The following is a 23,267-nucleotide window of genomic DNA, read 5'->3' as shown; positions in this document are numbered from 1 at the left end:
GCTCAGCTCGGGCAGACGGTGAAGGGCAGGTGCCGTTCGCGGGTCAGGCGCGCCGCGGCGGGCGGATCGGCGAGCACGTAGCCCAGCCGCCCGGTCGACGGATCCGCGACGCCGCGGCTCATCACCAGCCCGAACTCCGGGTCCGTCGGCGGCATCACGTCGGCCAGCCGGACCCGGTCGAAGGCGTCGCTGCGGCCCTCGCCCAGCTGGACGGTCACCAGCTCGGTCCCGAGCGCCACCGACCAGGCGTCGAGCTCGTCGAGCCCGTGCAGCGCCGCGGCCGGCGCGGCGGCGAGCTGCTCCTCCATGCCGGCGCCGAAGACGGTGTCGAAGGGCGTGCACCCGCGCTCGACGTACGTCGACACGGCCTCGGCGCCGGTGAGCGCGACCAGCGCTGGGTCGGCGCCCCACGAGTCGGCCGCCGCCGGTGGCGCGGCCGAGGTCACCAGGTGCCGGTCGTCGTCGACGACCGCGCCCGCGAGCGGCCCGACCCCCGCCTCGACGGCGCGCCGGATCGCGGCCATCGGCACGTCGTCGTGGAAGGCGAGCACCCAGCCCCGGTCGGCGCCGTCGGCGGACCAGGCGGCCTCCCAGGCGACATCGTCCTGGCTGATCCCGAACTGGTTGCGCAGCCGCTGGTCGACCGGGCGCAGCAGCCCCTCGGAGAGGGCGGCCGTCCGCGGGACCCGCTGCCAGAACCGCTCACGCTCCGGCGGCGGCGTGGCCTCGCCGAGCGTCGAGAACCCCAGCACCAGGCGGAGCTGGTCGAAGTCGGTGACCTCGAGCGTCGTCGCGGCCGCGGGCACGAGCGCGAGCACCGCCGCGGAGGGCTCCTTCGAGGCGTCGTACTCGGTGACGGCGACCTCCGGCTTCGGCACCGCCTGGTGCACCGGCTCGGGGTCGCCGCTGCACGCCGTCAGGAGGAGGGCACCGGCCAGCGCTGCACCGAGACTCCCCACACGACTCACGCGCCGAATCTTGCCATGACGCCGACCTCAACGGGCTGTGAAGCCGCCGTCCACCGGCAGGAACGCGCCCGTGACGAACGAGGCGTCGTCCGAGCACAGGAACGCGACCGCGCCGGCGATCTCCTCGGGAGCGGCGAACCGGTCCAGGGCGTGGCGCTCGGCGATCTGCTCGCGGTGCGCGACGGAGTCGGCGGACAGGAGCGGGGTGTCGGTGAACCCGGGCCCGACCGCGTTGACGCGTACGCCGTGGTCGGCGTACTCCCACGCCACGGCCTTCGTCAGCCCCACGACGGCATGCTTCGAGGCCGTGTAGGCGGCCGATCCCGGATTGCCGACGACGCCCATGACCGAGGCGATGTTGACGATGCTGCCTCCGGGAGGCATGAGCGACAGCTCTGCCCGCAGGCACAGGAAGACCCCGTCGAGGTTGAGGGAGAGCACTCCACGCCACTCGTCGAGGCCGGTGTCGGCGAGCGCTCGGCGTGGACCACCGCGACCGGCACAGTTGACGGCGACGTGCAGCGTGCCCTCCGTCTCGGCGAGGTTCGCCGCCAGCGCGCTCACCTCCGCCTCGGAGGTGACGTCGACGCGGACGGCACGGTGCTCCTCGCCCGCCAGCATGCCGGCGGTACGGCGCGCGCCGTCCTCGTCGACGTCGGCGACCACGACCCGCGCGCCCTCCCCGGCCAGTCGGGTCGCGCAGGCGCGCCCGATCCCGGAAGCGCCGCCGGTGACCAGGGCGACGCGACCCGCCAGACGACTCACGTCCAGCTGTTCCATCGCAGGAAGTGCTCGGCCGGCTCCCGCTGCGCCGGGCGGAATCCGCCTCCGGTCGTGAAGGCGAGCGGCAGCAGGCAGACCTGGGTGTACTCGTCATGGGGGATCGCGAGCACGTCGGCGACCTCGCGCTCGAACTCCAGGTGCATGGTCGTCAGGGCCGTGCCGAGGCCGCGTTGGCGCGCGGCCAGCTGGAAGCTCCAGACGGCCGGGAACACCGACCCCCAGAAGCCGGCCTGCGCCCGTACGGTCTGCTTGTCCTGGGCGCGCCCGGCCATGCAGGGAATGACGAGGGCAGGGACCCGGTGCAGGTTGCGCGCGAGATGCTCGACGGAGTCGAAGACCCGCTCCTGCACGGCCGTGCGCTCCGCGTCGCCCTCGAACGCCTTCGTGGCGACGGTGGGTCCGGCCCGGTAGATCTCGAACGCCTTGCGGTAGACCGCGGCGACCCGCTCACGCTGCTCGGGATCGTCGACGACCACGAAGCGGTACGCGCGGCGGTTGCCGCCCGAGGGGGCCTGCAGCGCGATCTGCACGCACTCCTCGACCAGCTCACGCGGTACGGCGCGCTCCAGGTCCAGGCGCCGGCGAACGGCTCGGGTGGTGGTGAGCAGCTCGTGGGCGTCCAGGGATGCCGGCTCGGTCATGGTGTCGCTTCCTTCCACGCATAGGTCACCGAGCGGCGGGTGAGCACCACGGCCTGGTCGGTGGAGGTCATCTCGTCCTCGTAGGTCCCCAGCGCCGTGATCCGCCCGGTGCGGGTGTCGACGAGCTGGAAGTAGGAGCGGGTCCGCAGCCGGGAGCCCTCGACGCCGCACACGGCCGGCGGGAACGGGATGTGCAGGACGGCGGGGTCGGAGCGGGACGTCAGACGCTCCGCGATCGTCCTCCCGCCCTCGGCGGCCACCTGCTCACCGACGACCAGGACGGCGTCCGGCGCGAAGCAGGCCGCCAGTCCGGCGACGTCCTTGCGGTCGAGCGTGTCGGCGTAGCGGGCGTGCAGCTCCACGACGGCGTCGTAGGCGGGCACGGTCCGGCTCTCAGACGGGTTGGGCGACATGGGACTCCTCGTCGACGATCCGGCCACGGTCCATGTGCAGCGTGCGGTGGGCCAGACCCGTGACGACCTCGGCCCGGTGCTCGGTGAGCAGCACCGCGGTGCCCGCACCCGCGGCCTGCTCGAGGACGGCGCACACCTGGCTCGCCGCGTGCAGGTCGAGGCCCTGGAAGGGCTCGTCCAGCAGGATCACGGCGGGCTCGGCGAGCAGTCCGCGCACCACCGCCACCAGCTGCTGCTGTCCGCCGGAGAGCTCGCCCGCCTTGCGCTCGCCGTGCGAGCGGAGCAGCTCGTGACTCTCCCGAGCCTCCTCGAACCGCCGGCGCCAGGCGGCGCGTCGGACACGGGCGACGGTCGCCTCGCTGAGCCGCAGGTTGTCGAGCACCGTCATGAACGGCGCGAGACGCCGTCGCTCGAGGACGTGGACCAGGCCCTGCCGCGCGATGAGGTGGGCCGGCACCCGGCTCAGGTCACGGCCGCGGAACTCGACGCGCCCTCCGGTGACCGGCCGCAGCACACCGGACATCGCGGCCAGCAGGGTGCTCTTGCCGGCGCCGTTGCCCGCCGCGAGGGCGACGACCTCGCCCGCTTCGAGGCTGAAGCTGACGTCGAAGAGCACGGGCAGCCGGCCGTACCCGGCGGCCAGGTGCTCGACCCTGAGCAGCTCGCTCATGATGCTCCTCCCGAGGACTGCAGGACCAGCTCGGGCCAGTCGTCCGGTCCGAGGTCCTTCGTCGCCTCGTGGTTGACGACCCGCCCGCCGGCCAGGGTCAGCACGTGGGTGCTGAGAGCGAGCAGGAACTCCCGGTCGTGGTCGACGACGACCATCGTCGCCCCGGTCCCGTCCCTCAGCGCTCGCAGGGTCTCCGCCATCTGCGGCACGCCCGCGCGGTCGACGCCCGCCGTCGGCTCGTCCAGCAGGATCACCCGCGGCCGGTGTCCGACGAGGACCCGCGCCAGCTCGAGCTTCTTGCGCTGTCCGGTGCTGAGCTCGCCGGCCTTCTTGGTGATGGCCTGCGCCGGCAGGCCGACGGCCGCCACCGCCCGCTCGACCAGGCCGACGGCGCGCCGGTGGTCGGCCTGCACCAGCGGCCGGAGCCTCTTGGTCGTGTAGAGGGTGGTGAGCAGGTTGTCGAGGACCGTCTGCTCGTCGTAGTGGCGGGCCTGCTGCGAGGCGCGGACGATGCCGAGCCGCGCACGGCGGTGGGGCGGGAGCGTGGTGATGTCGTCCGTGCCGACCAGGATCTGGCCGGCGCTGGGGCGCAGCTGGCCTCCGAGCTGGTTCACCAGCGTCGACTTGCCGCTCCCGTTGTGGCCCCACACCGCCAGACAGCTGCCTTGCGGGATCTCGACGTCGATGTCGGCGTTGACCGTCTGTGCGCCGAACCGCTTGGTCAGGCCGCGCACCGTGAGGTGGCTGGACCGGTCGTCCCCCTGCGGGCGCCGCTCCAGCTCGCTCAGGTCGTCGAGCAGGTCCCGCACCGCCGACGCCGACAGGTCCGGATGACCTCCCGTGCTCGGCGGCTCCTCCTCTCGCAGCCGACGCAGGACCCGCTCGGGGACGCGGATGCTCGCCAGGCCTCGTGGCAGGAAGTACAGCACCAGGGCGAAGAGCACGGCGTAGGTGATCCGGTAGAGCTGCGGCTCCTCGGCGCCCACGCCGACCCGCAGCAGCTCCTCGAGGTTGACGAGGGCGAAGGCTCCGATCACCGGCCCGAACACCGAGCGCATGCCGCCGACGCCGGCGAAGATCAGGATGGAGATCGAGATCGCCGGACCGAGCAGGGCGTCGGAGGCGATGATCCGCGAGCTGTAGGCGAGGATCCCTCCGGCCAGTCCGGTCAGGAACGCCGAGATGACGTACGCGACGAGCTTGACCCGCGTGGTGTCGACGCCCGTGGTCGACGCGACGTCCGGGTCGTCGCGCAGCGCCTGCAGCTCGCGCCCGGTCCTGGTCCGCAGGAAGACCCAGCAGCCCGTGACGCTCAGCGTGAGGAGAACCGAGCCCCACACCAGGTACGACTGCTCGCTGGGCGCTGCCAGATGAAGCAGGCCGTCACCGGTGTCGGCGATCAGTCGACCGTCCTCGCCGCCGGTGTGGGCCCGCTCCAGGTTGACCAGGCGTCGGGTGAGCTCGGCCAGCGCCAAGGTGACCAGTGCGAAGTACGGGCCCCGCAGGCGGAGCGCGGGGAACACGACGAGGGCGGTCACGAGAGCCGTGAGAGCGGCCGCGCCGACCAGGGCCACGAGGGGCGGGATCCCGAGGTCCTCGCCGATGACGACAGCCAGGTAGCTCGGCAGCCCGAAGAGGGCCGCGTGGCCGAAGGAGAACTGGCCGCCGAAGCCCGCGAACAGGCCCCAGGCGGTCGCGGCGGTCCCGAACACCACCGTCAGGAGCAGGGTGTGCTGGAACGCGTAGACGAACCTCACGTTGGCGAGCACCAGGACGCACACGACGGCGACCGCCAGCCCGAAGGCCACGCCGTGGGAGGTGCGCACCCGACGGGCGAGCCGGGGTCGGCTGACGCGCTCAGGCATGGATCTCACCCGCGTCCGCCTTGTCTCCGAACAGTCCCTGTGGTCTCAGGGCCAGGACGAGGACCAGGATCACCAGGTAGCTGGGCACCTGGAGCGCCGGGTCCCAGTAGAAGCCGACCAGGCTCGTGGTCACGCCGATGACCAGTCCGGCGACCAGGGCGCCGGCGAAGCTGCTCAGACCGCCGAGGACGACGATCACGAAGGACACCAGGGACAGGGTGAGGCCGCCCTCGGCGGTCGCGGGCAGGAAGGTGACCAGCGCGGCTCCGGCCACCGCGGCCATCGCCGTGCCGACGCCGAAGACGACGGCCGCGACCCGGGTGGGGTCGATCCCCTGGGTGCGGGCCGACTCGGCGTCCTGGGCGACGGCGCGGGCGAACCTGCCCCAGCGCGTACGGCCCAGGACGAGGCCCAGCACGACCAGGGCGGCCAGGGCGACGACGGCCGCCACGAGGCGGGGTCCGCTGACGTCGATGCCGAGGAGCGAGAAGCCGGCCGTCGAGACCGCGACGCTGCGCGGCGCCGAGCCGAGCAGGGCGACGACGCCCTGCTCGACCACCACGGACAGCGCCAGCGTCACCAGGGCGATGACCAGTCCGGTCGAGCCCCGGCGCACGAACGGGTGGATGACCAGGCCGTGCACCAGCACGCCCAGGACGAACCCCGCCGGGACCAAGACGACGAGCGCCTCGTACGGGGTGATGCCCCACTGCCGCCACAGGACCGCGGCCACGAACATCGCGAGCATCACGAAGTAGCCGTGGGCGAAGTTGATGATCCGCATGACCCCGAACTCCAGGGCCAGCCCGACCGAGACGAGGGCGTAGACCGCGCCCATCAGCAGGCCCGCGATCACCGTGGACAGCAGCAGGGTCACCTCAGCCGACCTCGAGCTCGCAGGCCGCCGCCTCGGCGGGAAGGACCGTGCACACCTGGCCACCCTGCCACTGCACGGTGTCCGGTGCGGCGTTCTGGTTCTGCCCGCGCTCGTCGAACTTCGCGCCCCACCCGTTGGCGAAGCTGCCCGTCGGCTCGTCGATCTGCGCGATCGCCTCGCGGAAGCTCTCGGCGTCGGTGGCGCCGTCGGCCAGCTCGAGCACCGCGAACAGGATCCGGGCGCTCGAGTAGTAGGTGAGCGCGTACGACGAGTCCGGGTCCTCGCCGAACTCCTCCCGGTAGGCGGAGAGGAACTCGTCGATGCCCTGAGCGCCCTCCTCGTTGACGTCGAGCGAGGGGAAGGTCACGTGGACGACGCCCTCGAGGTAGTCCGCGCCGAGGGCCTCGGCCTGCTCGGTGGGCGAGGGCGCCCCGACGATCACGTGCACCTCGGGGTCGAGCTTGACCCGGGAGAGCTCGGTGTTGAGCGCGATCATGTCGGCGACGTAGCTGGTCTCCAGCACGATGTCGGCGTCGGCCTGCTTGACCCGCGCCGCCAGCGGCGCGAAGTCGGTGGAGTCGACCTCGTACTCGAACTGGTCGAGCACCTCGACCCCCATCTCGTCGAGGATCGACTTCTGCAGCTCGGCGGCGTTGTGGTTGGCCGCGCTGCTCTCGTTGACGACGACCGCGGTCTTGCCGGCGACGTCCTCCCCGAGCGCGTCGTACCAGGCCTCGAGCGCGGGCCGGACGCCGGCGTTGAGCTGCGTCTCGTCCATCGCGCCGCGGAAGATGTACTCGGCCTCGCCGTCGGGCAGCAGCGTGTTGACGAGCGAGGCGGTCTCGAAGTACGGCACCTCGGCGCGGGCGGCGGCCTCGGCGATCGCGAGCGCGAGCGCGCTGCCGGGCGTGCCCATCACGATGTCGACGCCCTTCTCGTTGATCACTCGCGTGGTGTCGGCGCCGCAGTTCGCCGGCGTGTCGCACTGGACCTCGACGTACTCCACCTTGTGGCCGGCGATCTCGGCGTCGATCGCCTCGAGTGCCAGGTCCCAGCCCTGCTGGGCGCGCTCGCCGAAGAAGGCGAGGCCGCCGGTGCGGTCGGCCACGACGGCGATGGTGATGACGTCGTCGTCTCCGCCGGCTTCGTCGGAGCTGTCGGCGCAGGCGGTGAGGCCGGAGGCCAGGGAGAGGGCGCAGGCGCCGATGGCGGCCCTGCGGACGATGTGCTTCACGGTGACTCCTCTTTGGTGGGCTGCTGCCCCCGGACGGCAGCGGTGGTTCAGTCCTCGAACTGAGGCAGGGTGATGACGACGAGCTCCGAGGCGCCGGCCACGCCGGCGCAGGTCAGGGATCCGTCGTCGGCGAGCAGCGCGCCGTACTTGCCGGCGGTTGCGCCGTCGGCCGAGATCTCGCCGTCGACCACGAGGGCGACGGTGGTGCGCCCGGTGGTGCCGAGGTCGAAGGTCGCGCCGCCGGGGACCAGGAGGCTCTCGATGCGCAAGCCGCGCTCACCGAAGGAGCCGAGGTGCTTCGACCGGACGCCCTCGGGTGCTCCCACCCAGGCGAAGGCGTCGAGGTGCATGTAGACGGCCTCGTCGTAGCGCGGCTCGGGGTACACCATGCTCCGCCCGGTGGCCAGCTCCCAGGACGCCTGGTAGCCGTCCACCGCCTTGCCTCCGTCGGAGGGATGGAAGTAGCCCTTGCGGAACTCGCCCCGCTCCTTGAGCTGCTCGGTCGCCTTGTCGAGGTGCACGTAGTTGACATAGCCGCCGCGGCCGGCGCCGTCGAACTGGAGGATCGCCTGGACCGACGGTCCGCCGTCCACGCTGAGCGGCCCGTAGTAGGTGCCCTCCGGGTAGTAGCCGACGGTCCGGGCGGGCAGCTTCTTGTGGGGGCCGTAGTGGGTCACGCCCTCGAGGCCGATCCGGATCTGGTCGAAGTTGTGGCGGTGGCGCGGGCTCCAGAAGTCCTCCCCCCGAAGCGCACGACGTTGAACTCGAAGCTGCGACCCTCGCCGTCGCGCTGGAGGAGCTGCTTGATGTCGATCCCGGGCGTGCGGTGGGTCGATGCCTCCTCCCAGGCACTGGTCTGCGGGTCTACTACGCGGGTGTTCACGGGCGCCTCCGAGGCGTGTCGGGTACCAGACGAATCCAGGCTGTGACGCAGGACACTAGGCCCTTCCGCGCCTTTAGTCAATCGATTGACTAAAGGCGACACGCGGTCCGACAATCGGGGGGTTCAGCCACGGCGCGAGGAGACGAACGATGAATCTGCCTGTCACGCTCTGGGAGGCCTTCCACCGCTCCCTCACCACCAACGCGGAGCGGCCGGCACTGGCGTACGGAGCCGAGGAGCTGACCTATGCGGAGCTGGCGTCGGCCGTCGCCGACGCCCGCGCACGCCTCGTCGCGACGGGCGTCCGCGGTGGCTCCCGAGTCGTCCTGCTGCAGTCCAGCGGCCTGGCGTTCCCGGTCTACGACCTCGCGGTGATGAGCATCGGAGCGGTCAAGGTGCCGCTCAACCCGATGTCCTCGGCCGGCGACGTGCGCCAGGTGCTCGACCGCACCGAGCCGGCTGCCGTGGTAGTCACCGACGACCTCGTCGACCTGCTCGCCGGCCAGGGGCGGACGCCCGTACTGCGCGCGGAGTACGACGTCCGCCCCGGCCGAGCCTCGGAGCTGCCCGACGGTGCGGTGGCCGAGCCCGGCGACGCCGCCGTCATCTACTTCACCGGCGGCACGACCGGCGCGCCGAAGGGCGTCGTGCACTCGCAGGAGGGCACCCTCTCCAACCTGCTCGCGCACCTGCTCGAAGGCGACATCCGTCGCGACGAACGACTCCTCCTCACCACACCGCTCGCCCACGCCGCCGGCCTGTTCACGCTGGCGGCCCTGCTCCGCGGCGCCCACGCGCGCATCGAGCCCGGCTTCGACGCGCGGCGGGCGCTGCGGCTGATGCGGGAGGACGCGACGACGTGGACCTTCGCCGTCCCCACGATGATCTACCGCCTGCTCGACGCCAGCGACGAGAGCGGCGTGGCGCCCACGTCGCTGCGCACCCTCCAGTACGGCGCCGCGCCGATCGCGCCGGAGCAGCTGGCTCGCGCCCTGGACACCTTCGGTCCAGTGCTGCAGCAGCTCTACGCCCAGACCGAGAACCCGAACTACGCGACGGTGCTGCGCAAGGAGGACCACGTGCGGGCACTGCGGGAGCCACACCTCCTCACGTCCTGCGGCCGGGCGTCGATCCTGTGCGACGTGGCCGTGCTCGACGGCGACGGGTCCGTCGTCCCTCCCGGCACGGAGGGCGAGATCGCCCTCCGCTCGCCGTACGTCATGACCGGCTACTGGCGCGACCTGGAGGGCCACCGCTCGCGGTTCGCCGGATCGTGGCTGCTGACCGGCGACATCGGCCGCATGGACGAGGAGCACTTCCTCTACGTCGTCGACCGTCGCAACGACATGATCATCAGCGGAGGGATGAACGTCTACTCGGTCGAGGTCGAGCAGGCGCTGACCCGGCACCCGGCGGTGCTCCAGGCGGCGGTCGTGGGCGTGCCGCATCCCGACTGGGGCGAGTCCGTCCATGCCGTCGTCGTCGCCGGCGAGGTGAGCATCGAGGAGCTCCTCGCCCACTGCCGGGAGCAGCTCGCGGCGTACAAGGTGCCCAAGAGCGTCGAGCTGCGCGCGGAGCTCCCCCTCACGGCGTACGGGAAGCTGGACAAGAAGGCGCTGCGCGCGGCGCTCGCGGAGGCCCGCGGATGACGCGCCGGGAGATCGATCCGACCGAGTACCAGCCGTCCCTCACGGCCACCGGCGTGGCCGGAGGCCGGTGCCTGTCCTGCGGCCGGGCGACGGCGCCCGCGACCCACCGCTGCCCCTGGTGCGGTGCTGTCGTCGAGTTCGCCGACTTCGCGCCCCGAGGCGTCGTCTGGGCCTCGACGGTCGTTCACCTCGACTCCGCGGGCCGCGCCGTACCCCGGGCGCTGGCCTACGTCGACCTGGACGACGGGCCCAGGGTGCTGGTGTCGCAGGCGGAGGCCGTCGTCTGGCCCGTCGGCACGCCGGTGACGCTCGGCGCGGCCACGGTCGCGGCGGACTGGGCCCTCGCCCACCGGGGCCGGCGATGAGGGCGGCGGTGCTGGGCGCGGCCACCAGCCCGTTCGTACGACAGGCGTCCGGCGGGCTCTACGCCCTGACGTCCCGGGCGATCCTGGACGCGATCACCGCGGCCGGTGTCGAGCCCGGCGAGATCGAGGCGGTGTACGTCGGCAACGTGTTCGGCCCCTCGGGCGTCGTGCCCCGCGTGCTGCGCGACGCGGGGATCACCGGTGTCCCCAGCCTGCGCCTGGAGGCGGCATGCGCGAGCGGGACGCTGGCGGCGCACCAGGCGGTCCGCGACGTGGTCGCCGGCCGGCACCGCACCGTGCTCGCCCTGGGCGTGGAGATGATGTCGGAGCTGTTCGACGGCCCGATCGTGCCGGAGCGCACCGACCCCGAGGGCTCGCTGGGGCTGCCCCTGCCGGGCCTGTACGCGCTGCAGGCACACCGCTATCTCTCGGTCCACGGGCTCGACGTCGCCGACATCGCCCGGGTCGCGGTCAAGAACCGCGCGCAGGGTGCGCTGAACCCCGCCGCCCAGAAGCGCACCCCCGTCACGCTCGAGCAGGTGCTCGGCAGCCGTCCGATCGCCGAGCCGCTGACCCTCGACCAGTGCTGCCCGGTCGGCGACGGTGCCGCGGCCGCCGTGATCGGCCTGTCACGCCGAGCCGACGACGTCCTCGTCACCGGCACGGGCTGGTCCAGCGGCTTGGCATGGCCCGGGGTCGACGACCTGCCCTGGGGCATGGCGTCGGTGACCCGAGCCGCCGAGGAGGCGTTCGCCGCGAGCCGACGATCGGCGCCGGAGGTGGATGTGCTCGAGGTCCACGACGCGTTCACGATCGGCGAGGTGCTGACGGTGGAGGCCCTCGGACTGTGCGCGCCCGGAACCGCGCCGCGGCTGCTGGCCGACGGCGAGCTCGGCCCCGGCGGACGCTGGCCCGTGAACACGTCCGGGGGTCTGCTCTCCCGTGGGCACGCCCTCGGCGCGACGGGCGTCGCCCAGATCGCGGAGGTCTATGAGCAGCTGACCGGGCGGTCCGGGGAGCGACAGGTCGCCGCGCCGCGGATCGGGCTGGTGGAGACGATGGGTGGCGGAGCGAGCGGCCTGGACGGCAATACCGCCGTCGTGATGGTGCTCGAGGCCCAGCAGTGACCGCGGTGAGTGCTGGCGTGGAACGGGCCTCAGGTGCGCGGCGGCGCCGTCGAGCCGCGGACCTCGAGCCGGGGCGCGACGTCGACCACCGTCGGCCCCGGGTGCCGCTGGTCGACCAGGGCCCGCAGGTGGTCGATCGCGAGCGCGCCGAGCTCCGCCATCGGCAGGGCGACGGTCGTCAGCGCCGGAGTGGTGAAGCTCGCGATCTCGGCATCGTGCATCGCGATCACCGAGAGCTCGTCGGGAACCCGCACCCCCGTGGCGTGCGCCGCCGCCAGGAAGCCGACCGCGAGCATCAGCGTCGGGCAGAAGACCGCGGTCACCTCGCCGAGCCCGTCGCCTCCCAGGATCCGGCGGCCGGTGTCGTAGCCGGCCTGCGCCGAGATCCCCCGGCGGTGGCGGTGCTGGTCGTCACGCGTCGCGACCGGGCACGAGACCGGAAGGCCTTGAGCCGCTCGGTGAAGTCGGCGTTGCGCGGGCTGGACAACACCATGACGTCACGGTGCCCGAGGTCGGCGAGGTGGTCGATCGCGAGTCGCGAGGCCGCGGCGTAGTCGACGCACGCGGTGCGGGTGAGGCCCGGCACGCGACGGTTCAGCAGCACCATCGGGATGCTGAGGTCCTCCAGGGAGACCACGTCGCGATCCGGCAGCGTGGCACCCGCGAGCAGGGCGCCGTCGATGCCGCGCGCGCGGTAGCGCCGGGCCGTTCGCGCGAGATCGGGGTCGAGCGCGTCCACCACGACGGCGTACCCGATCTCCTGCGCGCGCTGGTGCGCGCCGCTGATCACGTGGGCGTAGACGGAGCTCGTGAAGTCCGGGACGACGAAGGCGATCATCCCCCCGTGGTTGGTGCGCAGCGCACGTGCCGCGAGGTTCGGGCGGTAGTCGAGGTCCGTGATCGCCTGCAGCACGCGGTCCCTCGTGGCCGGCGAGATGCTCAGCCGCGGATCCTCGTTGAGGAGCCGGGACACGACGCTGACGTCGACGCCCGCCTGCTGGGCCACCTGGCGCATCGTCACCGGCTTCACGGATCCTCCTCGATCGTTGCCGGGGATTATGCAGCACCACCACACGACCCACAGGAGTGGAGATGACCGATCTGACCGGCCGAACGGCACTGGTGACCGGGGGCTCGAGCGGCAACGGACGGGCCATCGCGCTGGCTCTCGGCAGGGCCGGCGCGAGCGTCGTCGTCGCCGATCTGCGCCCGGAGCCCCGCGAGTCCGGGGTCCCGACCGCCGAGCAGCTCCAGGCCGAGGGACACCAGGCGCTGTTCGTACGCTGCGACGTCGCCGACGAGGCCGCGATGGTGAGCGCCGTCGAGGCGACCCGGTCCTTCGGCGACCTGGACGTCATGGTCAACAACGCCGGCGTGCTCCACCTGGCGCCGATCACCGAGCTGAGCTGCGAGGACTTCGACCGGATCCACGCCGTCAACGCCCGCGGCACGTTCCTCGGCTGCCGGGAGGCGGCCCGGGTCATGGTCGCCCGAGGCCACGGCACCATCGTCAACGTGGCCAGCGTGGCCGCACTGCGCGGCGCGCGCGGCTACGCGGCGTACGCCGCCTCCAAGGGGGCCGTCACGGCCATGACCCGCGCCCTCGCCGCCGAGCTGGGTCCCGCGGGCGTCCGGGTCAACTGCCTGGTTCCCGGCTACGTGGACACCGCCATGACCCGCGCCGACATCGCCACCGAGGACAAGGTCGCCTCCTCGGCCGAGCGGATCCCGATCCGCCGGGTGGGCCGGCCCGACGACATGGCCGCGGCCGTGCTGTTCCTGGCCGACCACCGCGCGAGCGGCTTCCTGCACGGATCATCGGTCGTGGTCGACGGCGGCATCTCCGCCGTCCTGTGAGCGATCACCCCGCTCGCTGCTCCCGCTCAGTCGCCGTGCAGCAGCTCGCCGCCGTCGACGGCCAGCTCCTGGCCGGTGATGAACCGGGCCGCGTCGCTGGCGAGGAAGGCCACGGCGCGTCCCATGTCCGCCGGGGTGGCGGCCCCCTCGAGCGGGACCTGCTTGATCGCCTCGGCGAAGGCCTCGGGGTTGCGGCGGGTCAGCGGCGTGTCGGTGATGCCGGGCAGCAGCGCGTTGACCCGGATCCCGAACGGCGCGAGCTCGCGGGCCATCACCCGCATCAGCTGGTTCATCGCCGCCTTGGTGGAGGCGTAGACCGCCCGGCCGGGCTTGGCGGTGTGGGCGCGGATGGACGAGACGAGCGTGATGCTGGCGTGCTCGCTGCCGCACTCACGCATCAGTCGCGCGCCCCGCTGGGAGACCAGGAACGGACCGAGGAGGTTCAGGTCGAACACCGAGGTCCAGTCCTCGCGGGTCAGGTCGAAGAACGGCTTGACCTGACCGCCGCCGATATTGGCGACCAGGATGTCGAGGCGCCCCACCTCGGCGCGCACCCGATCGAAGAAGTCGTCGATCTGCTCCTCCTGCGACAGGTCGGCGTTCAGGCCGAGGACCTGCTGGCCCGGACCGGCGAGGGCACGGAGCTCCTCGACGGCGGCGGCCAGGGTCTCGGGGGTCCGTCCGGAGAGGACGACGTCGGCGCCGGAGCGCACCAGGCTCTCCGCGATCCCGCGCCCGATCCCCGCGCTGCTGCCGGTCACCACCGCGCAGCGCCCGTCGAGCCGGTCGACCCGCTCCGCGCTCATCGCGCCGCCTCCGTCTCCCGCTCCGCCTGCACCTCGCGCCGGATGACCTCCTTGAGGACCTTGCCGTCGGGCGAGAGCGGGAAGGCGTCCCGGGTGGCGTAGACCTGCGGGAGCTTCTGCGTCGACAGGCCGCGGGCGCGCAGGTCGTCGACGATCTCGTCGAGGCCGGGCGCCGCTCCCGGCTGGGGGACGACGCACAGGCACACGATCTCGCCCAGGCGCTCGTCGGGCAGGCCGAACACCGACGCCTCGAGGACGTCGGCCCGCGCTCGCACCAGGTTCTCGATCTCGCTCGGGTCGATGTTGTAGCCGCCGCGGATGATCAGGTCCTTCTTGCGGCCCACCACCTTGACGTGCCCGTCGTCGGTCATCCGGATCCAGTCGCCGGTCAGGAAGTACCCGCCCGGCGCCATCCGGCTGTCGGGGTCGGTGTCGCCGAGGTAGCCCTGCATGAGGGAGGGCCCGCGAACGCCGGCCTCCCCGACCTCGCCGGGCGGCAGCATCCTGCGCTCGTCGTCGAAGGCGTGCACCTCGGTGCCGGCGTACGGGTAGCCGTCGAGCTCGGCGCGCAGCTCGAGCGGGTCGGCCGGGCTCATCGTCGCGAAGCCGAGGCACTCCGAGAGGCCGAACATCCGGATCGCATCGACCCCGAGCACGTCCTTCGCCTCGTGCACGAGGCTGGAGGCGATCGCCGACCCGCCGACGCACATGGCCCGCATCGCCGACAGGTCGGGGGGCTCGGGCCGCTTGCGTGCCGCGTCGACGAACATCCGCACCATCGAGACCACCGTCATCGACCACACCACACGGTGCCTCGCCATCAGGTCCAGCACGGCGTCGGCGTTCCAGCGCGAGGCCCGGACGATGGTCGCGCCGTGCGCGAGGCCCAGATAGGTGAAGAACGCGTAGCCCGGCGCCCCCGCGCTGGCACCGGGCGTGCAGATCGCCTCCCCGTCGCGGACCCGCACGACGGCGGCGGCGTGCGACGCGGCGTAGTGGAGGCTGGACCAGGTGTGCATCACCCCCTTGGGCAGTCCGGTGCTGCCGGAGGTCACGCCGATCACGGCGGTGTGGTCGGTCGGCACCGGCAGGCAGGGGACCTCGATCCCCCGCCCCTCGGTGACGTCGGTGACATCGGCGACGTCGACGACGGCCACGCCGGCGGGGACGGTCGTCCCGTGCGGCAGCTCCGCGCCGTGCGCGATCGCCACGACGGGCTCGGCGAGGCGCAGGATGTGCGAGAGCTCCAGGCCGCCGAGGCTGGTCGGCACCGGGATGAGCGTCGCGCCCAGCCCGGAGGCGGCGACGGCGACGGCGAGATCGCGGGCGTCGGTCGTGTACTGCGCGAGCACCCGGTCGCCGGGGCCCACGCCGCGCTCACGCAGGAAGGCCGCGGCGGACTCGGCCATCCGTCGTACGTCGGCGCGGGTCCACGACCGGTCGTCGACGACGAGGGCGACGGCATCCGGTCGCTGGGCCGCCTTCTCCAGGAAGACCCGGTCGATGCGCAGCGAGTCGACGGCGTTCATGAGATTCCTTTCGGGCACGGGTGCGTGGGGGATGGGAGGATGGCGGCCCGGGAGACCGGACCGACGACGAGGGAGAGATGCCGATGACGCGCCCGTCCGCCCGTGATGCGTACGCCGGCCTGCTGGCCGCCTACGGCAAGGGGACCGCCCCGGCGCTCGAGGCCGTCGTGGCTCCCGACGTGCACTACGTCATCCACGGCGAGGCCACGCTGAGCGGCAGCTACCGCGGCGTGGCGGGCATGCTGGAGTGGATCGACCTGGCCGGCCGGATCTCGGGGGGCACGGCGCGCTTCGCGCCCGAGGTGATCACCACCGACGAGAGCGGAGAGCGCAGTGACGTGGTCGCGATCGGCGTCGCGAGCGTCGAGCGCGAGGGCGGCGTCCTGCGCACCGGGCACATCTACCACCTGCGCTGGCAGGACGGCCTGCTCGTCGAGGGGCACACCTATCCGGCCGACCCGGCCACCTTCCGCCAGGTGTGGTCGTGACCGGCCCCCGGCCGACCCACTCACGCCGGCACCACGGCTCGCGTCGCTGAGACCACGCGCGCGCGGCAGCGGCGTACCCCGCCCTGCAGGGCCTCGTCGTCGAGCGCGCGGCGGTACCACAGGTGCGCGTCGTGCTCCCAGGTGAACCCGATGCCGCCGTGCAGCTGGACGGCCTCCTCCGTGGCGAGCAGAGCCGCCTCGGTCGCGGTCAGGCCCGCCACCGCCGCGGCGAGGTCCGCCTCCGGCGCGTCGGACCCGGCGTCCCAGGCGACCGCCGCCGCCCGCACCGCGGCCCGGGCCCGCTCGACCGCGACCAGGAGATCAGCGACCCGGTGCTTGATCGCCTGGAAGGAGCCGATCGGTCGGCCGAACTGCTCGCGGACGCCGACGTACTCCCGCACGGCGTCCAGCGCGCGGTCCGCGACACCGAGCTGGTCGGCCGCGACCGCGGCCACCGCCGCCGTCCGGAGCCGGGTGACCGCGCGGCGGGCCGGCTCGCCCCTCAGCAGGACCCGCGCCGGGACGGCGTCGAGGTGCAGGGTCCGGTAGTCGCGGGTCAGGTCCAGCGACCGGTGGCGCTGGTCCCGCAGACCGGCGGCGTCGAGCGCGACCAGGGCCAGCACCGGTACGTCCGGGGTCCCGGCGCGCACGACCAGACGGTCGACGCCGGCGAGGTCGAAGACGTGGTGCAGCGTCCCGGACACCCGCGCACCGGCGTCCTCGATCGCGAGCGACTGGTCGAGGCAGGTCGCCGGCAGCGTCCACCGCGACTCGGCCCACTGCTCGTCGCTCCCGGCGCCCAGCCGCTCGCTCTCCGCCAGCAGCAGGCCGGCGAGGAGGACACCGAGCGCGGGCGTCCCGGACAGCGCCCGGCCGGTCTCGACCAGGCAGGTGGTCGCACCGGCCAGGCCCAGGCCGAGCCCGTCGGCATCGGGGGGCGCGGCCACGCCGGCCAGGCCCAGCTCGTCGGCCAGCATCCGCCACGCCCGCTCGTCGAAGGCCGGCTCGTCGATCGCCGGGTCGTCGGCGCGCTCTCGGACCCGCTCGCCACCGGGGTACGCGGCGAGCGCGGCGCGCAGGGTCGCGCCCAGCGCGGCCAGGTCGTCGTCCTCGACGAGGGCGGCCGGGTCGACGTGCGGTGCCCACGCCCGGCCACTCACGAGGTCGCTCCGTCCTCCACCGCGATCGGCAGAGCCAGCGCCCCACCGTCGAGCACGATGGCCTGACCCGTCATCCAGCCGGACAGCTCGGTCGCCAGGAACAGCGCCGCGTGCCCGATGTCCTCCGGCGTGCCCAGCCGGCGCAGCGGCAGCTGGGCCTCGAGGACCTCGCGGCGCGCCCGGACCACCTCCGCGGCGAGCTCGGTGGCGACGACGCCGGGGGCGATCGCGTTGACCCTGATCCGCGGGCCGAGCTCCCACGCCAGCTGCCGGGTGAGCAGCAGCATGGCGGCCTTGGTGGCGTTGTACCAGCCGATCCCGGGGTCGACGATCCTGCCCCCGATCGAGGCGATGTTGACGACCGCGCCGACCGGCGCGTCCGGTGCGCCCAGCCCGCCGACCTCCACCGCACTGCGGGTCCAGGTGACCAGGCCGTACTGGTTGACCTGCACGGTCTTCAGCGCGCGCGCCTCGTCGAGGCCCAGCAACGGCCCGAAGTAGGGGTTGGTGGCTGCGTTGTTGACCAGCGTCGTGACCGCTCCCAGCTCGGCGCGGACCTCGGCGAAGCACGCGTCGGCCGCCGCCGAGTCGCCGGCGTGGGCCACCAACGGCAGCACCCGCCCCGGCCCCGCGACCTCGGCCGTCAGGCGCTCGGCCGCGTCGCGCAGCGCGTTCTCCTTGCGTGCTGTGATGACCACGTCCGCGCCGGCGGCGCGGAACCGGGCCGCGATGCCGTAGCCGATGCCGCGCGAGCCGCCGGTGACGACCGCCACCTGGCCCTCCATCGAACCGTACGACGGCGACGTGCCCGCCGCGCTCGTCTGCTCGCTCACGCCCGCTCCTCCTTCGTACCACGGCCCGCTCCGACCAGCGCCGCGTCGGCCTCACGCCGCCGGCTCAGCTCCAGGCGCCCGATCGTGCGCAGGTGGACCTCGTTGGGTCCGTCGGCGATCTGCAGCGCCCGGGTGATGGCGTAGAGCCGCGAGAGCACGGTGTCGTCGCTGATCCCGGCGGCGCCGTGCACCTGGATGGCCCGGTCCACGACGCGGTGCGCGGTCTCCATCGCGTCGACCTTGATCGCCGCGACCTCGCTGCGCGCGGCCGCGTTGCCCGCGGTGTCCATGAGCCAGGCCGCCTTGAGCACCAGCAGCCGCGACCGCTCGATCTCGATCCGGCTGCGGGCGATCCACTCCCGCACGACGCCGCGATCGGCCAGCGGCCCGCCGAACGCGACCCGGCTCTCCGCGCGGGCGCACATCAAGGAGAGCGCCCGCTCCGCGAAGCCGATGGCGCGCATGCCGTAGTGCATCCGCCCCGGACCGAGGCGGCCCTGGGCCAGCGCGAATCCCGACCCCTGCTCGCTGAGCATGTTGGCGACCGGGACCCGGACGTCCTCGAAGAGGACGTCGCCGTGGCCCAGCCGGTCGGTGTAGCCGAGCATCGGCAGGTCGCGCAGGACGGTGATGCCGGGGGTGTCGCGCGGCACCAGGATCATGCTCTGCTGGCGGTAGGTCTCCGCGTCGGGATCGCTCACGCCCATGAAGATGATCAGCCGGCAGTCGGGGTCGAGGACGCCGGAGGTGTACCACTTGCGTCCGTTGAGCACGTAGTGCTCGCCGTCGCGCGTGATGGTCGAGGCGATGTTGCGGGCGTCGGAGCTGGCGACGGCGGGCTCGGTCATCGCGAACGCCGACCGGATCCGCCCCGCGAGCAACGGCTCGAGCCACTGCGCCTTCTGCTCCTCGCTGCCGTACATGGCGAGGAGCTCCATGTTGCCGGTGTCGGGCGCCGAGCAGTTGGCCGTCTCCGGCCCGATGATCGAGGTGCCCAGCACCTCCATCATCGGGGCGTACTCGAGGTTGGTGAGTCCGGCCCCGTGCTCACCGTGGGTCATGAAGAGGTTCCACAGGCCGCGACGCCGGGCCTCGGCCTGGAGCTCGCGCATGACGGCGGGCTGCTCGTGCGGGTTCTCGTTGGCGGCCTGCTGGGCGTCGTACACCTGCTCTGCGGGGTAGACGCACTCGGCCATGAAGGTGCGCAGGTCGGCGATGATCCGCTGCGCTCGGGGGAGTAGGCGAAGTCCACGGGCTGCTCCGATCAGGGGCGTGACTCGAGATGGTGGCGCCCGACCTGGATCAGGTGGGCGATGGTGTCCGGCAGGAGCTCCTGGTCGGGGTCGTCGTGGCGTCCCTCGCGGTGCCGGACCAGATTGTGGGCCATGATCGTGGCCATCTTGAAGGCGCCCAGCGCCTCGAACCAGGACAGGTCCGCGCCGCGGCCGGTGCGCTCGGCGTAGTCGGCGACCAGCGCCGCCGGCGACGGCAGACCGGGGACGACGGTGCCGACGCCGGGGAAGTTCGCTCCGTCCCCGAAGAGGGCGAACCAGCCGATCTCGACGCGCGGGTCGCCGATGCTCCAGATCTCCCAGTCGATGAGGCCGGTCGGCTCCGGGCCCTGGCACAGCAGGTTGCCGAGGCGGAAGTCTCCGTGCACCAGCGTGGGGGCGATCCCGTCCGGGACCCGCCGCTCGAGCGACCTCAGCAGCACCGGACCGGACGGGACCAGCTCGGGCGGCACGACGGCGAAGGTGCGCGACCAGCGCTCCAGCTCCGCGCCGGGGCCCAGCGGCGCCTCGTCGAGGCCGAGGGCGCGCGGATCCAGGGCGTGCAGCCCGACGGCCAGGTCGAGGGCGCGGTGCATCCGCTCCACCGCGAGCGGCGCGGGCGGGGTCGGCCTGTCGAGGACCGGCTCGATCGCCTCGCCCGGGAGCAGCTCCATCGCGAACCACGGATCGGCGTCCGTGCCGAGCAGGACGACCTCGGGCACCGGGACTCCCGTGCCTGCCAGGGCGCGCAGGATCGTGGCCTGGCGCAGCATGTCGTGGCGCCCGACGGCGCGCCGGCCCGGCTGGGCCGCCTTCACCACCAGGTCGCGCTCCCCCACGGCGACGCGGAAGGTACGTCCGGAGTGGCCTCCGACCATCGTCTCCAGGTCGCCGACGGGGGCGTCGGGGAACGCCTCCGCGGCCGCCGACGTCAGGTGGGCGTGCAGCCGGGCGTCGGCCTCGGCGCGGGCGGTGACGCTCATCCGCGCACCTCCCTGGGCAGGCCCAGGACGCGCTCGGCGATGATGTTGTGCTGGATCTCGTCGGTGCCGCCGGCGATCCGGTAGCCCGGGGCGCCGAGCAGGTGCTCGTGCCAGCGCCAGGCCTCGGCATCGGCGTCCGAGCGCAGGCGCGAGCCGGCGGCGGCCCGCACCAGCCGGGTGGTACGGCGCATCGTGTCGGTCGCCAGCAGCTTGCCCAGCGACGCCTCCGGGCCGGGTGTCGCGCCGGACACCAGCGCGGCGGCGACCTGCATGCCCACCAGCCGCTGCACGTAGGCCTGCGCGATCAGGTCCGCCGCCTCGTCCTCGAAGCCGTCGGCGCCGTCGGCGCCGTCGGCCCCGTCGGCCCCGTCGGCCCCGTCGGCCCCGTCGGCGAGGAGGCGCAGGGCCAGGGCGATCGCGTGGTCCGCGTTGTCGAGGCCCAGGCTCCCGCTGTCGAGCCGCTCGGACGCCAGGACCGTCAACGCGACCTTCCATCCCGCGCCCACCGGGCCGAGCCGGGCGTCGTCGCCGAGACGGACGTCGTCGAGGAAGACCTCGTTGAAGGAGTGCCCGCCGGTCATCTGCCGGATCGGGCGGACCTCCAGGCCGGGCGCGTCCATCGGCACCACGAACATGGTCAGCCCCGCGTGCTTCGGCGCCTCGGGATCGGTGCGGCACAGCGCGACGCCGAGGTCGGCGACGCGGGCACCGGAGGTCCACACCTTCTGGCCGCGCAGCACCCATCCCGCGCCGTCGCGGACCGCGGCCGTGCGCACCGACGCCAGGTCCGACCCCGCTCCTGGCTCCGAGAAGAGCTGACAGGCCAGCAGGTCGGTGCGCAGCAGCGCCACGACCAGGTCGCGGCGCTGCTCGGGAGTGCCCCACTGCTCGACGGTAGGAGCGATGAGCTGCTGGGTGACCGCGAACAGCTCGGTACGTCGCGGCAGGTCGAACTCGGCCTCGAGCCCGCGGAACAGCAGCTCGTACGCGTAGGGCAGGGCGCTGCCGCCGTACTCCGACGGCCAGGTCAGCGCCCCCCATCCGGCGTCGTGCTTGCGAGCCTCGTAGGCGCGTCCGCGGGCCGTGATCTCGCGCTCCTCCGCCTCGGTCCACGACTCGAAGATCGCCTCGGGCCGGGACAGCATCGGGTCCAGCCCCGGTCGCGGTGGCGCGACGTCGGCCAGCCAGGCCCGGGCCCGGGCCAGGAACTCCTCGTGTCCGGGCTCGCTCACTGGACTACCTTCCTCGCGTCGGTGGTCCTGGATGGGCCGCTGATGCACCCCAGGTGCCGTCGGGTCACTGCCCTGCTCGCTCGACCCAGTGAGGTCCACGATGAGTTCTGCAGGGCCCGGCGGTCACTCGGGACGCCGTGATCGTCGACAGGGCTGAGCGCCAAGGCCGACCCCGTGGCTGGCTGGGAGCGCCGATCAGTGAGCTGACTGACAGATGCGTCCCGGCACCGAAAAGAGGGTGCCTCCCCACTGGGTCTAGCAGCGAGGAGGCTGACGTGAAGTCTGCCAGCACCACCCCGAACAACACCACAGGTAGGAAACTGCCCGACCAGCTGCCTGAGGAGCTGCCTGGGGAGCTGCCTGGGGAGCTGCCTGGGGAGCTGCCTGAGGAGCTGCCTGAGGAGCTGCCTGAGGAGCTGCCTGAGGAGCCCGTCAACAGTGTCACCGCCGGTGTGGACTGGGCCAGCGAGGACCACGCGGTCAGCATCGTCAACGACCGTGGCCTCGAGATCGCCCGCAAGAGCGTCGATCACACCAGCCCCGGACTCCGCGCCCTGGTGAAGTTCCTGGGCCAGCACGGCGTGGGCGAGGTCGCCATCGAGCGCGGCGACGGACCGGTCGTCGACGCCCTGCTCGAGGCGGACATGACCGTGGTCGTGATCAGCCCGAACCGGCTCAAGAACCTGCGCAGCCGCTACGGCTCGGCCGGGAACAAGGACGACCGGTTCGACGCCTACGTCCTGGCCGACACCCTGCGCACCGACCGGACCCGGCTCCGCCCGCTCACCCACAACAGCGAGGCCACCAAGACCCTGCGCGCCACCGTCCGCGCCCGCCGCGAACTGGTCAAGCACCGCGTCGCGCTGTGCAACCAGCTCCGCGCGCACCTGCAGGCCGCGTTCCCCGGCGCGGTCGGGCTCTTCAGTGACTTGGACTCCCAGATCAGCCTGAAGTTCCTGGCCCGCTTCGACTGCCAGGAGCGAGCCGACTGGCTCAGCGTGAAGCGACTGGCTGCCTGGCTTGGCAGTGTCGGCTACTGCGGCCGCAAGGACCCCGCCGACCTGTTCGCGCACCTGCAGAATGCGCCCCGCGGACCGGTCGGTCCCGACGGCGCGGCCCGCGCCCACGTCACCCGCGCCATGCTGAGCGTCCTGACCGAGATCGTCGAGCAGATCGCGACCCTCGAAGCCCAGATCGCCGAACAACTCGCCCTGCACGCCGACGCCCACATCTTCTGCTCCCTGCCCCGCAGCGGCACCGTTCGCGCCGCCCGACTGCTCGCCGAAATCGGCGACGTCCGCAGCCGATTCCCCGACGCCGCGTCCCTGGCCTGCCTGGCCGGCGTCGCGCCCTCGACCCGCCAGTCCGGCAAGCACAAGGCCGTCACCTACCGGTGGGCGGTCAACAAGGAACTCCGCGACGCGGTCTGCGACTTCGCCGGCGACTCCCGCAGAGCCAACCCCTGGGCCGCGAAGATCTACAACGACGCCATCGCACGCGGCAAGGACCATCCCCACGCCACCCGCATCCTGGCCCGCGCCTGGCTCGGCGTCATCTGGCGCTGCTGGCAAGACGGCACCACCTACCAGCCCGACCAACACAACGCGCTCCAAGCCGTTCTCGCGGCCTGACG

The 23,267-nt window shown here is 73.1% G+C and carries 24 protein-coding genes and 1 pseudogene; 6 read left to right on the top strand and 19 right to left on the bottom strand.

Going from position 1 to position 23,267, the window contains the following annotated elements:
- Window positions 1–2: 2 nt before the first annotated feature.
- The 10 genes from FIV44_RS15640 to FIV44_RS15595 are packed head-to-tail and all read right to left on the bottom strand — an operon-like array spanning window position 3 to window position 8,334.
- Complete coding sequence (locus tag FIV44_RS15640) at window positions 3–968, bottom strand: hypothetical protein (protein ID WP_141005238.1); 966 nt, start codon at window positions 966–968, stop codon at window positions 3–5.
- 27 nt (window positions 969–995) lie between these two features.
- On the bottom strand, window positions 996–1,733 hold the full coding sequence (locus FIV44_RS15635; protein WP_219996028.1) for an SDR family NAD(P)-dependent oxidoreductase: 738 nt from the start codon (window positions 1,731–1,733) through the stop codon (window positions 996–998).
- Window positions 1,730–2,392 (bottom strand): nitroreductase family protein, encoded by a 663-nt coding sequence (locus FIV44_RS15630; protein WP_141005236.1) that lies wholly within the window; start codon window positions 2,390–2,392, stop codon window positions 1,730–1,732. Before FIV44_RS15630 ends, FIV44_RS15635 begins: the two co-directional genes overlap by 4 nt.
- Window positions 2,389–2,805: a nuclear transport factor 2 family protein gene (locus FIV44_RS15625; RefSeq protein ID WP_141005235.1), complete on the bottom strand. Its 417-nt coding sequence runs from the start codon at window positions 2,803–2,805 to the stop codon at window positions 2,389–2,391. The genes FIV44_RS15630 and FIV44_RS15625 overlap by 4 nt, the downstream gene beginning before the upstream one ends.
- Entirely contained in the window at window positions 2,786–3,475 is a 690-nt protein-coding gene (locus FIV44_RS15620) for an ABC transporter ATP-binding protein (protein ID WP_141005234.1), read from the bottom strand. Before FIV44_RS15620 ends, FIV44_RS15625 begins: the two co-directional genes overlap by 20 nt.
- Complete coding sequence (locus FIV44_RS15615) at window positions 3,472–5,340, bottom strand: branched-chain amino acid ABC transporter ATP-binding protein/permease (RefSeq protein ID WP_141005233.1); 1,869 nt, start codon at window positions 5,338–5,340, stop codon at window positions 3,472–3,474. The genes FIV44_RS15620 and FIV44_RS15615 overlap by 4 nt, the downstream gene beginning before the upstream one ends.
- Window positions 5,333–6,217 carry a branched-chain amino acid ABC transporter permease gene (locus FIV44_RS15610; protein ID WP_141005232.1) on the bottom strand — a complete coding sequence of 295 codons (885 nt, stop codon included), beginning with the start codon at window positions 6,215–6,217 and terminating at the stop codon, window positions 5,333–5,335. The genes FIV44_RS15615 and FIV44_RS15610 overlap by 8 nt, the downstream gene beginning before the upstream one ends.
- A 1-nt stretch (window position 6,218) precedes the next feature.
- On the bottom strand, window positions 6,219–7,451 hold the full coding sequence (locus FIV44_RS15605; RefSeq protein ID WP_181410602.1) for an ABC transporter substrate-binding protein: 1,233 nt from the start codon (window positions 7,449–7,451) through the stop codon (window positions 6,219–6,221).
- Between the two features lie 47 nt (window positions 7,452–7,498).
- A complete protein-coding gene (locus FIV44_RS15600; protein WP_141005230.1) occupies window positions 7,499–8,128 on the bottom strand; it encodes a hypothetical protein in 630 nt (209 codons plus the stop codon).
- Window positions 8,125–8,334 carry a hypothetical protein gene (locus FIV44_RS15595; protein ID WP_141005229.1) on the bottom strand — a complete coding sequence of 70 codons (210 nt, stop codon included), beginning with the start codon at window positions 8,332–8,334 and terminating at the stop codon, window positions 8,125–8,127. Before FIV44_RS15595 ends, FIV44_RS15600 begins: the two co-directional genes overlap by 4 nt.
- A gap of 149 nt (window positions 8,335–8,483) precedes the next feature.
- Between FIV44_RS15595 and FIV44_RS15590 the strand changes: the two genes are divergently transcribed.
- From FIV44_RS15590 to FIV44_RS15580, 3 genes are read left to right on the top strand one after another with little or no spacing between them, the layout of a single operon-like run.
- The gene (locus tag FIV44_RS15590; protein ID WP_141005228.1) at window positions 8,484–9,983 is read left to right on the top strand and encodes a class I adenylate-forming enzyme family protein; all 1,500 of its coding nucleotides are present in this window, start codon (window positions 8,484–8,486) and stop codon (window positions 9,981–9,983) included.
- On the top strand, window positions 9,980–10,348 hold the full coding sequence (locus FIV44_RS15585) for a Zn-ribbon domain-containing OB-fold protein (RefSeq protein ID WP_141005227.1): 369 nt from the start codon (window positions 9,980–9,982) through the stop codon (window positions 10,346–10,348). Before FIV44_RS15590 ends, FIV44_RS15585 begins: the two co-directional genes overlap by 4 nt.
- On the top strand, window positions 10,345–11,475 hold the full coding sequence (locus tag FIV44_RS15580; protein ID WP_141005226.1) for a thiolase family protein: 1,131 nt from the start codon (window positions 10,345–10,347) through the stop codon (window positions 11,473–11,475). The genes FIV44_RS15585 and FIV44_RS15580 overlap by 4 nt, the downstream gene beginning before the upstream one ends.
- A gap of 29 nt (window positions 11,476–11,504) precedes the next feature.
- Here the strand turns inward: FIV44_RS15580 and FIV44_RS15575 are convergent.
- Both FIV44_RS15575 and FIV44_RS15570 read right to left on the bottom strand, forming a co-directional pair.
- Window positions 11,505–11,864, bottom strand: a pseudogene (locus FIV44_RS15575) (substrate-binding domain-containing protein); the annotation flags it as partial.
- Window positions 11,795–12,490, bottom strand: coding sequence for a LacI family DNA-binding transcriptional regulator (locus FIV44_RS15570; RefSeq protein WP_246087036.1), 696 nt, complete (start codon window positions 12,488–12,490; stop codon window positions 11,795–11,797). The pseudogene FIV44_RS15575 and the gene FIV44_RS15570, both read right to left, overlap by 70 nt.
- A 77-nt stretch (window positions 12,491–12,567) precedes the next feature.
- Here FIV44_RS15570 and FIV44_RS15565 point away from each other — a divergent pair, with 77 nt between their 5' ends.
- On the top strand, window positions 12,568–13,332 hold the full coding sequence (locus tag FIV44_RS15565; RefSeq protein WP_141005223.1) for an SDR family NAD(P)-dependent oxidoreductase: 765 nt from the start codon (window positions 12,568–12,570) through the stop codon (window positions 13,330–13,332).
- A 26-nt stretch (window positions 13,333–13,358) separates the two neighbouring features.
- Here FIV44_RS15565 and FIV44_RS15560 read toward each other — a convergent pair whose 3' ends face one another.
- Window positions 13,359–14,138, bottom strand: coding sequence for an SDR family NAD(P)-dependent oxidoreductase (locus FIV44_RS15560; protein WP_141005222.1), 780 nt, complete (start codon window positions 14,136–14,138; stop codon window positions 13,359–13,361).
- On the bottom strand, window positions 14,135–15,667 hold the full coding sequence (locus FIV44_RS15555; RefSeq protein WP_141005221.1) for a class I adenylate-forming enzyme family protein: 1,533 nt from the start codon (window positions 15,665–15,667) through the stop codon (window positions 14,135–14,137). The genes FIV44_RS15560 and FIV44_RS15555 overlap by 4 nt, the downstream gene beginning before the upstream one ends.
- Window positions 15,668–15,750: 83 nt before the next feature.
- On the opposite strand from FIV44_RS15555, the gene FIV44_RS15550 reads away from it, so the two are divergent.
- Entirely contained in the window at window positions 15,751–16,155 is a 405-nt protein-coding gene (locus FIV44_RS15550) for a nuclear transport factor 2 family protein (RefSeq protein WP_141005220.1), read from the top strand.
- A gap of 20 nt (window positions 16,156–16,175) precedes the next feature.
- Here the strand turns inward: FIV44_RS15550 and FIV44_RS15545 are convergent, their stop codons facing one another.
- From FIV44_RS15545 to FIV44_RS15525, 5 genes are all read right to left on the bottom strand, one after another.
- Window positions 16,176–17,315, bottom strand: coding sequence for an acyl-CoA dehydrogenase family protein (locus tag FIV44_RS15545; protein WP_181410601.1), 1,140 nt, complete (start codon window positions 17,313–17,315; stop codon window positions 16,176–16,178).
- Window positions 17,312–18,148 carry an SDR family oxidoreductase gene (locus tag FIV44_RS15540; RefSeq protein WP_219996027.1) on the bottom strand — a complete coding sequence of 279 codons (837 nt, stop codon included), beginning with the start codon at window positions 18,146–18,148 and terminating at the stop codon, window positions 17,312–17,314. The genes FIV44_RS15545 and FIV44_RS15540 overlap by 4 nt, the downstream gene beginning before the upstream one ends.
- Entirely contained in the window at window positions 18,145–19,344 is a 1,200-nt protein-coding gene (locus FIV44_RS15535) for an acyl-CoA dehydrogenase family protein (RefSeq protein ID WP_181410600.1), read from the bottom strand. The genes FIV44_RS15540 and FIV44_RS15535 overlap by 4 nt, the downstream gene beginning before the upstream one ends.
- A gap of 68 nt (window positions 19,345–19,412) precedes the next feature.
- Entirely contained in the window at window positions 19,413–20,402 is a 990-nt protein-coding gene (locus tag FIV44_RS15530; protein WP_141005218.1) for a phosphotransferase family protein, read from the bottom strand.
- Complete coding sequence (locus FIV44_RS15525) at window positions 20,399–21,634, bottom strand: acyl-CoA dehydrogenase family protein (protein ID WP_246086459.1); 1,236 nt, start codon at window positions 21,632–21,634, stop codon at window positions 20,399–20,401. The genes FIV44_RS15530 and FIV44_RS15525 overlap by 4 nt, the downstream gene beginning before the upstream one ends.
- 275 nt (window positions 21,635–21,909) lie before the next feature.
- Here FIV44_RS15525 and FIV44_RS15515 point away from each other — a divergent pair, with 275 nt between their 5' ends.
- A complete protein-coding gene (locus FIV44_RS15515; RefSeq protein ID WP_219996026.1) occupies window positions 21,910–23,265 on the top strand; it encodes an IS110 family RNA-guided transposase in 1,356 nt (451 codons plus the stop codon).
- Window positions 23,266–23,267 lie beyond the last annotated feature (2 nt).

Origin of the sequence: Nocardioides humi (assembly GCF_006494775.1) — a bacterium.
GTDB classification, from domain to species: domain Bacteria; phylum Actinomycetota; class Actinomycetes; order Propionibacteriales; family Nocardioidaceae; genus Nocardioides; species Nocardioides humi.
This window is presented reverse-complemented; position numbering and strand designations above follow the sequence as displayed.

Coding starts and splice junctions, on each gene's coding strand:
- FIV44_RS15630 (WP_141005236.1), bottom strand. CDS start 2,392: ATGACCGAGCCGGCATCCCTGGACGCCCACGAGCTGCTCACCACCACC.
- FIV44_RS15625 (WP_141005235.1), bottom strand. CDS start 2,805: ATGTCGCCCAACCCGTCTGAGAGCCGGACCGTGCCCGCCTACGACGCC.
- FIV44_RS15620 (WP_141005234.1), bottom strand. CDS start 3,475: ATGAGCGAGCTGCTCAGGGTCGAGCACCTGGCCGCCGGGTACGGCCGG.
- FIV44_RS15615 (WP_141005233.1), bottom strand. CDS start 5,340: ATGCCTGAGCGCGTCAGCCGACCCCGGCTCGCCCGTCGGGTGCGCACC.
- FIV44_RS15590 (WP_141005228.1), top strand. CDS start 8,484: ATGAATCTGCCTGTCACGCTCTGGGAGGCCTTCCACCGCTCCCTCACC.
- FIV44_RS15585 (WP_141005227.1), top strand. CDS start 9,980: ATGACGCGCCGGGAGATCGATCCGACCGAGTACCAGCCGTCCCTCACG.
- FIV44_RS15580 (WP_141005226.1), top strand. CDS start 10,345: ATGAGGGCGGCGGTGCTGGGCGCGGCCACCAGCCCGTTCGTACGACAG.
- FIV44_RS15570 (WP_246087036.1), bottom strand. CDS start 12,490: ATGCGCCAGGTGGCCCAGCAGGCGGGCGTCGACGTCAGCGTCGTGTCC.
- FIV44_RS15565 (WP_141005223.1), top strand. CDS start 12,568: ATGACCGATCTGACCGGCCGAACGGCACTGGTGACCGGGGGCTCGAGC.
- FIV44_RS15560 (WP_141005222.1), bottom strand. CDS start 14,138: ATGAGCGCGGAGCGGGTCGACCGGCTCGACGGGCGCTGCGCGGTGGTG.
- FIV44_RS15555 (WP_141005221.1), bottom strand. CDS start 15,667: ATGAACGCCGTCGACTCGCTGCGCATCGACCGGGTCTTCCTGGAGAAG.
- FIV44_RS15550 (WP_141005220.1), top strand. CDS start 15,751: ATGACGCGCCCGTCCGCCCGTGATGCGTACGCCGGCCTGCTGGCCGCC.
- FIV44_RS15535 (WP_181410600.1), bottom strand. CDS start 19,344: ATGGCCGAGTGCGTCTACCCCGCAGAGCAGGTGTACGACGCCCAGCAG.
- FIV44_RS15530 (WP_141005218.1), bottom strand. CDS start 20,402: ATGAGCGTCACCGCCCGCGCCGAGGCCGACGCCCGGCTGCACGCCCAC.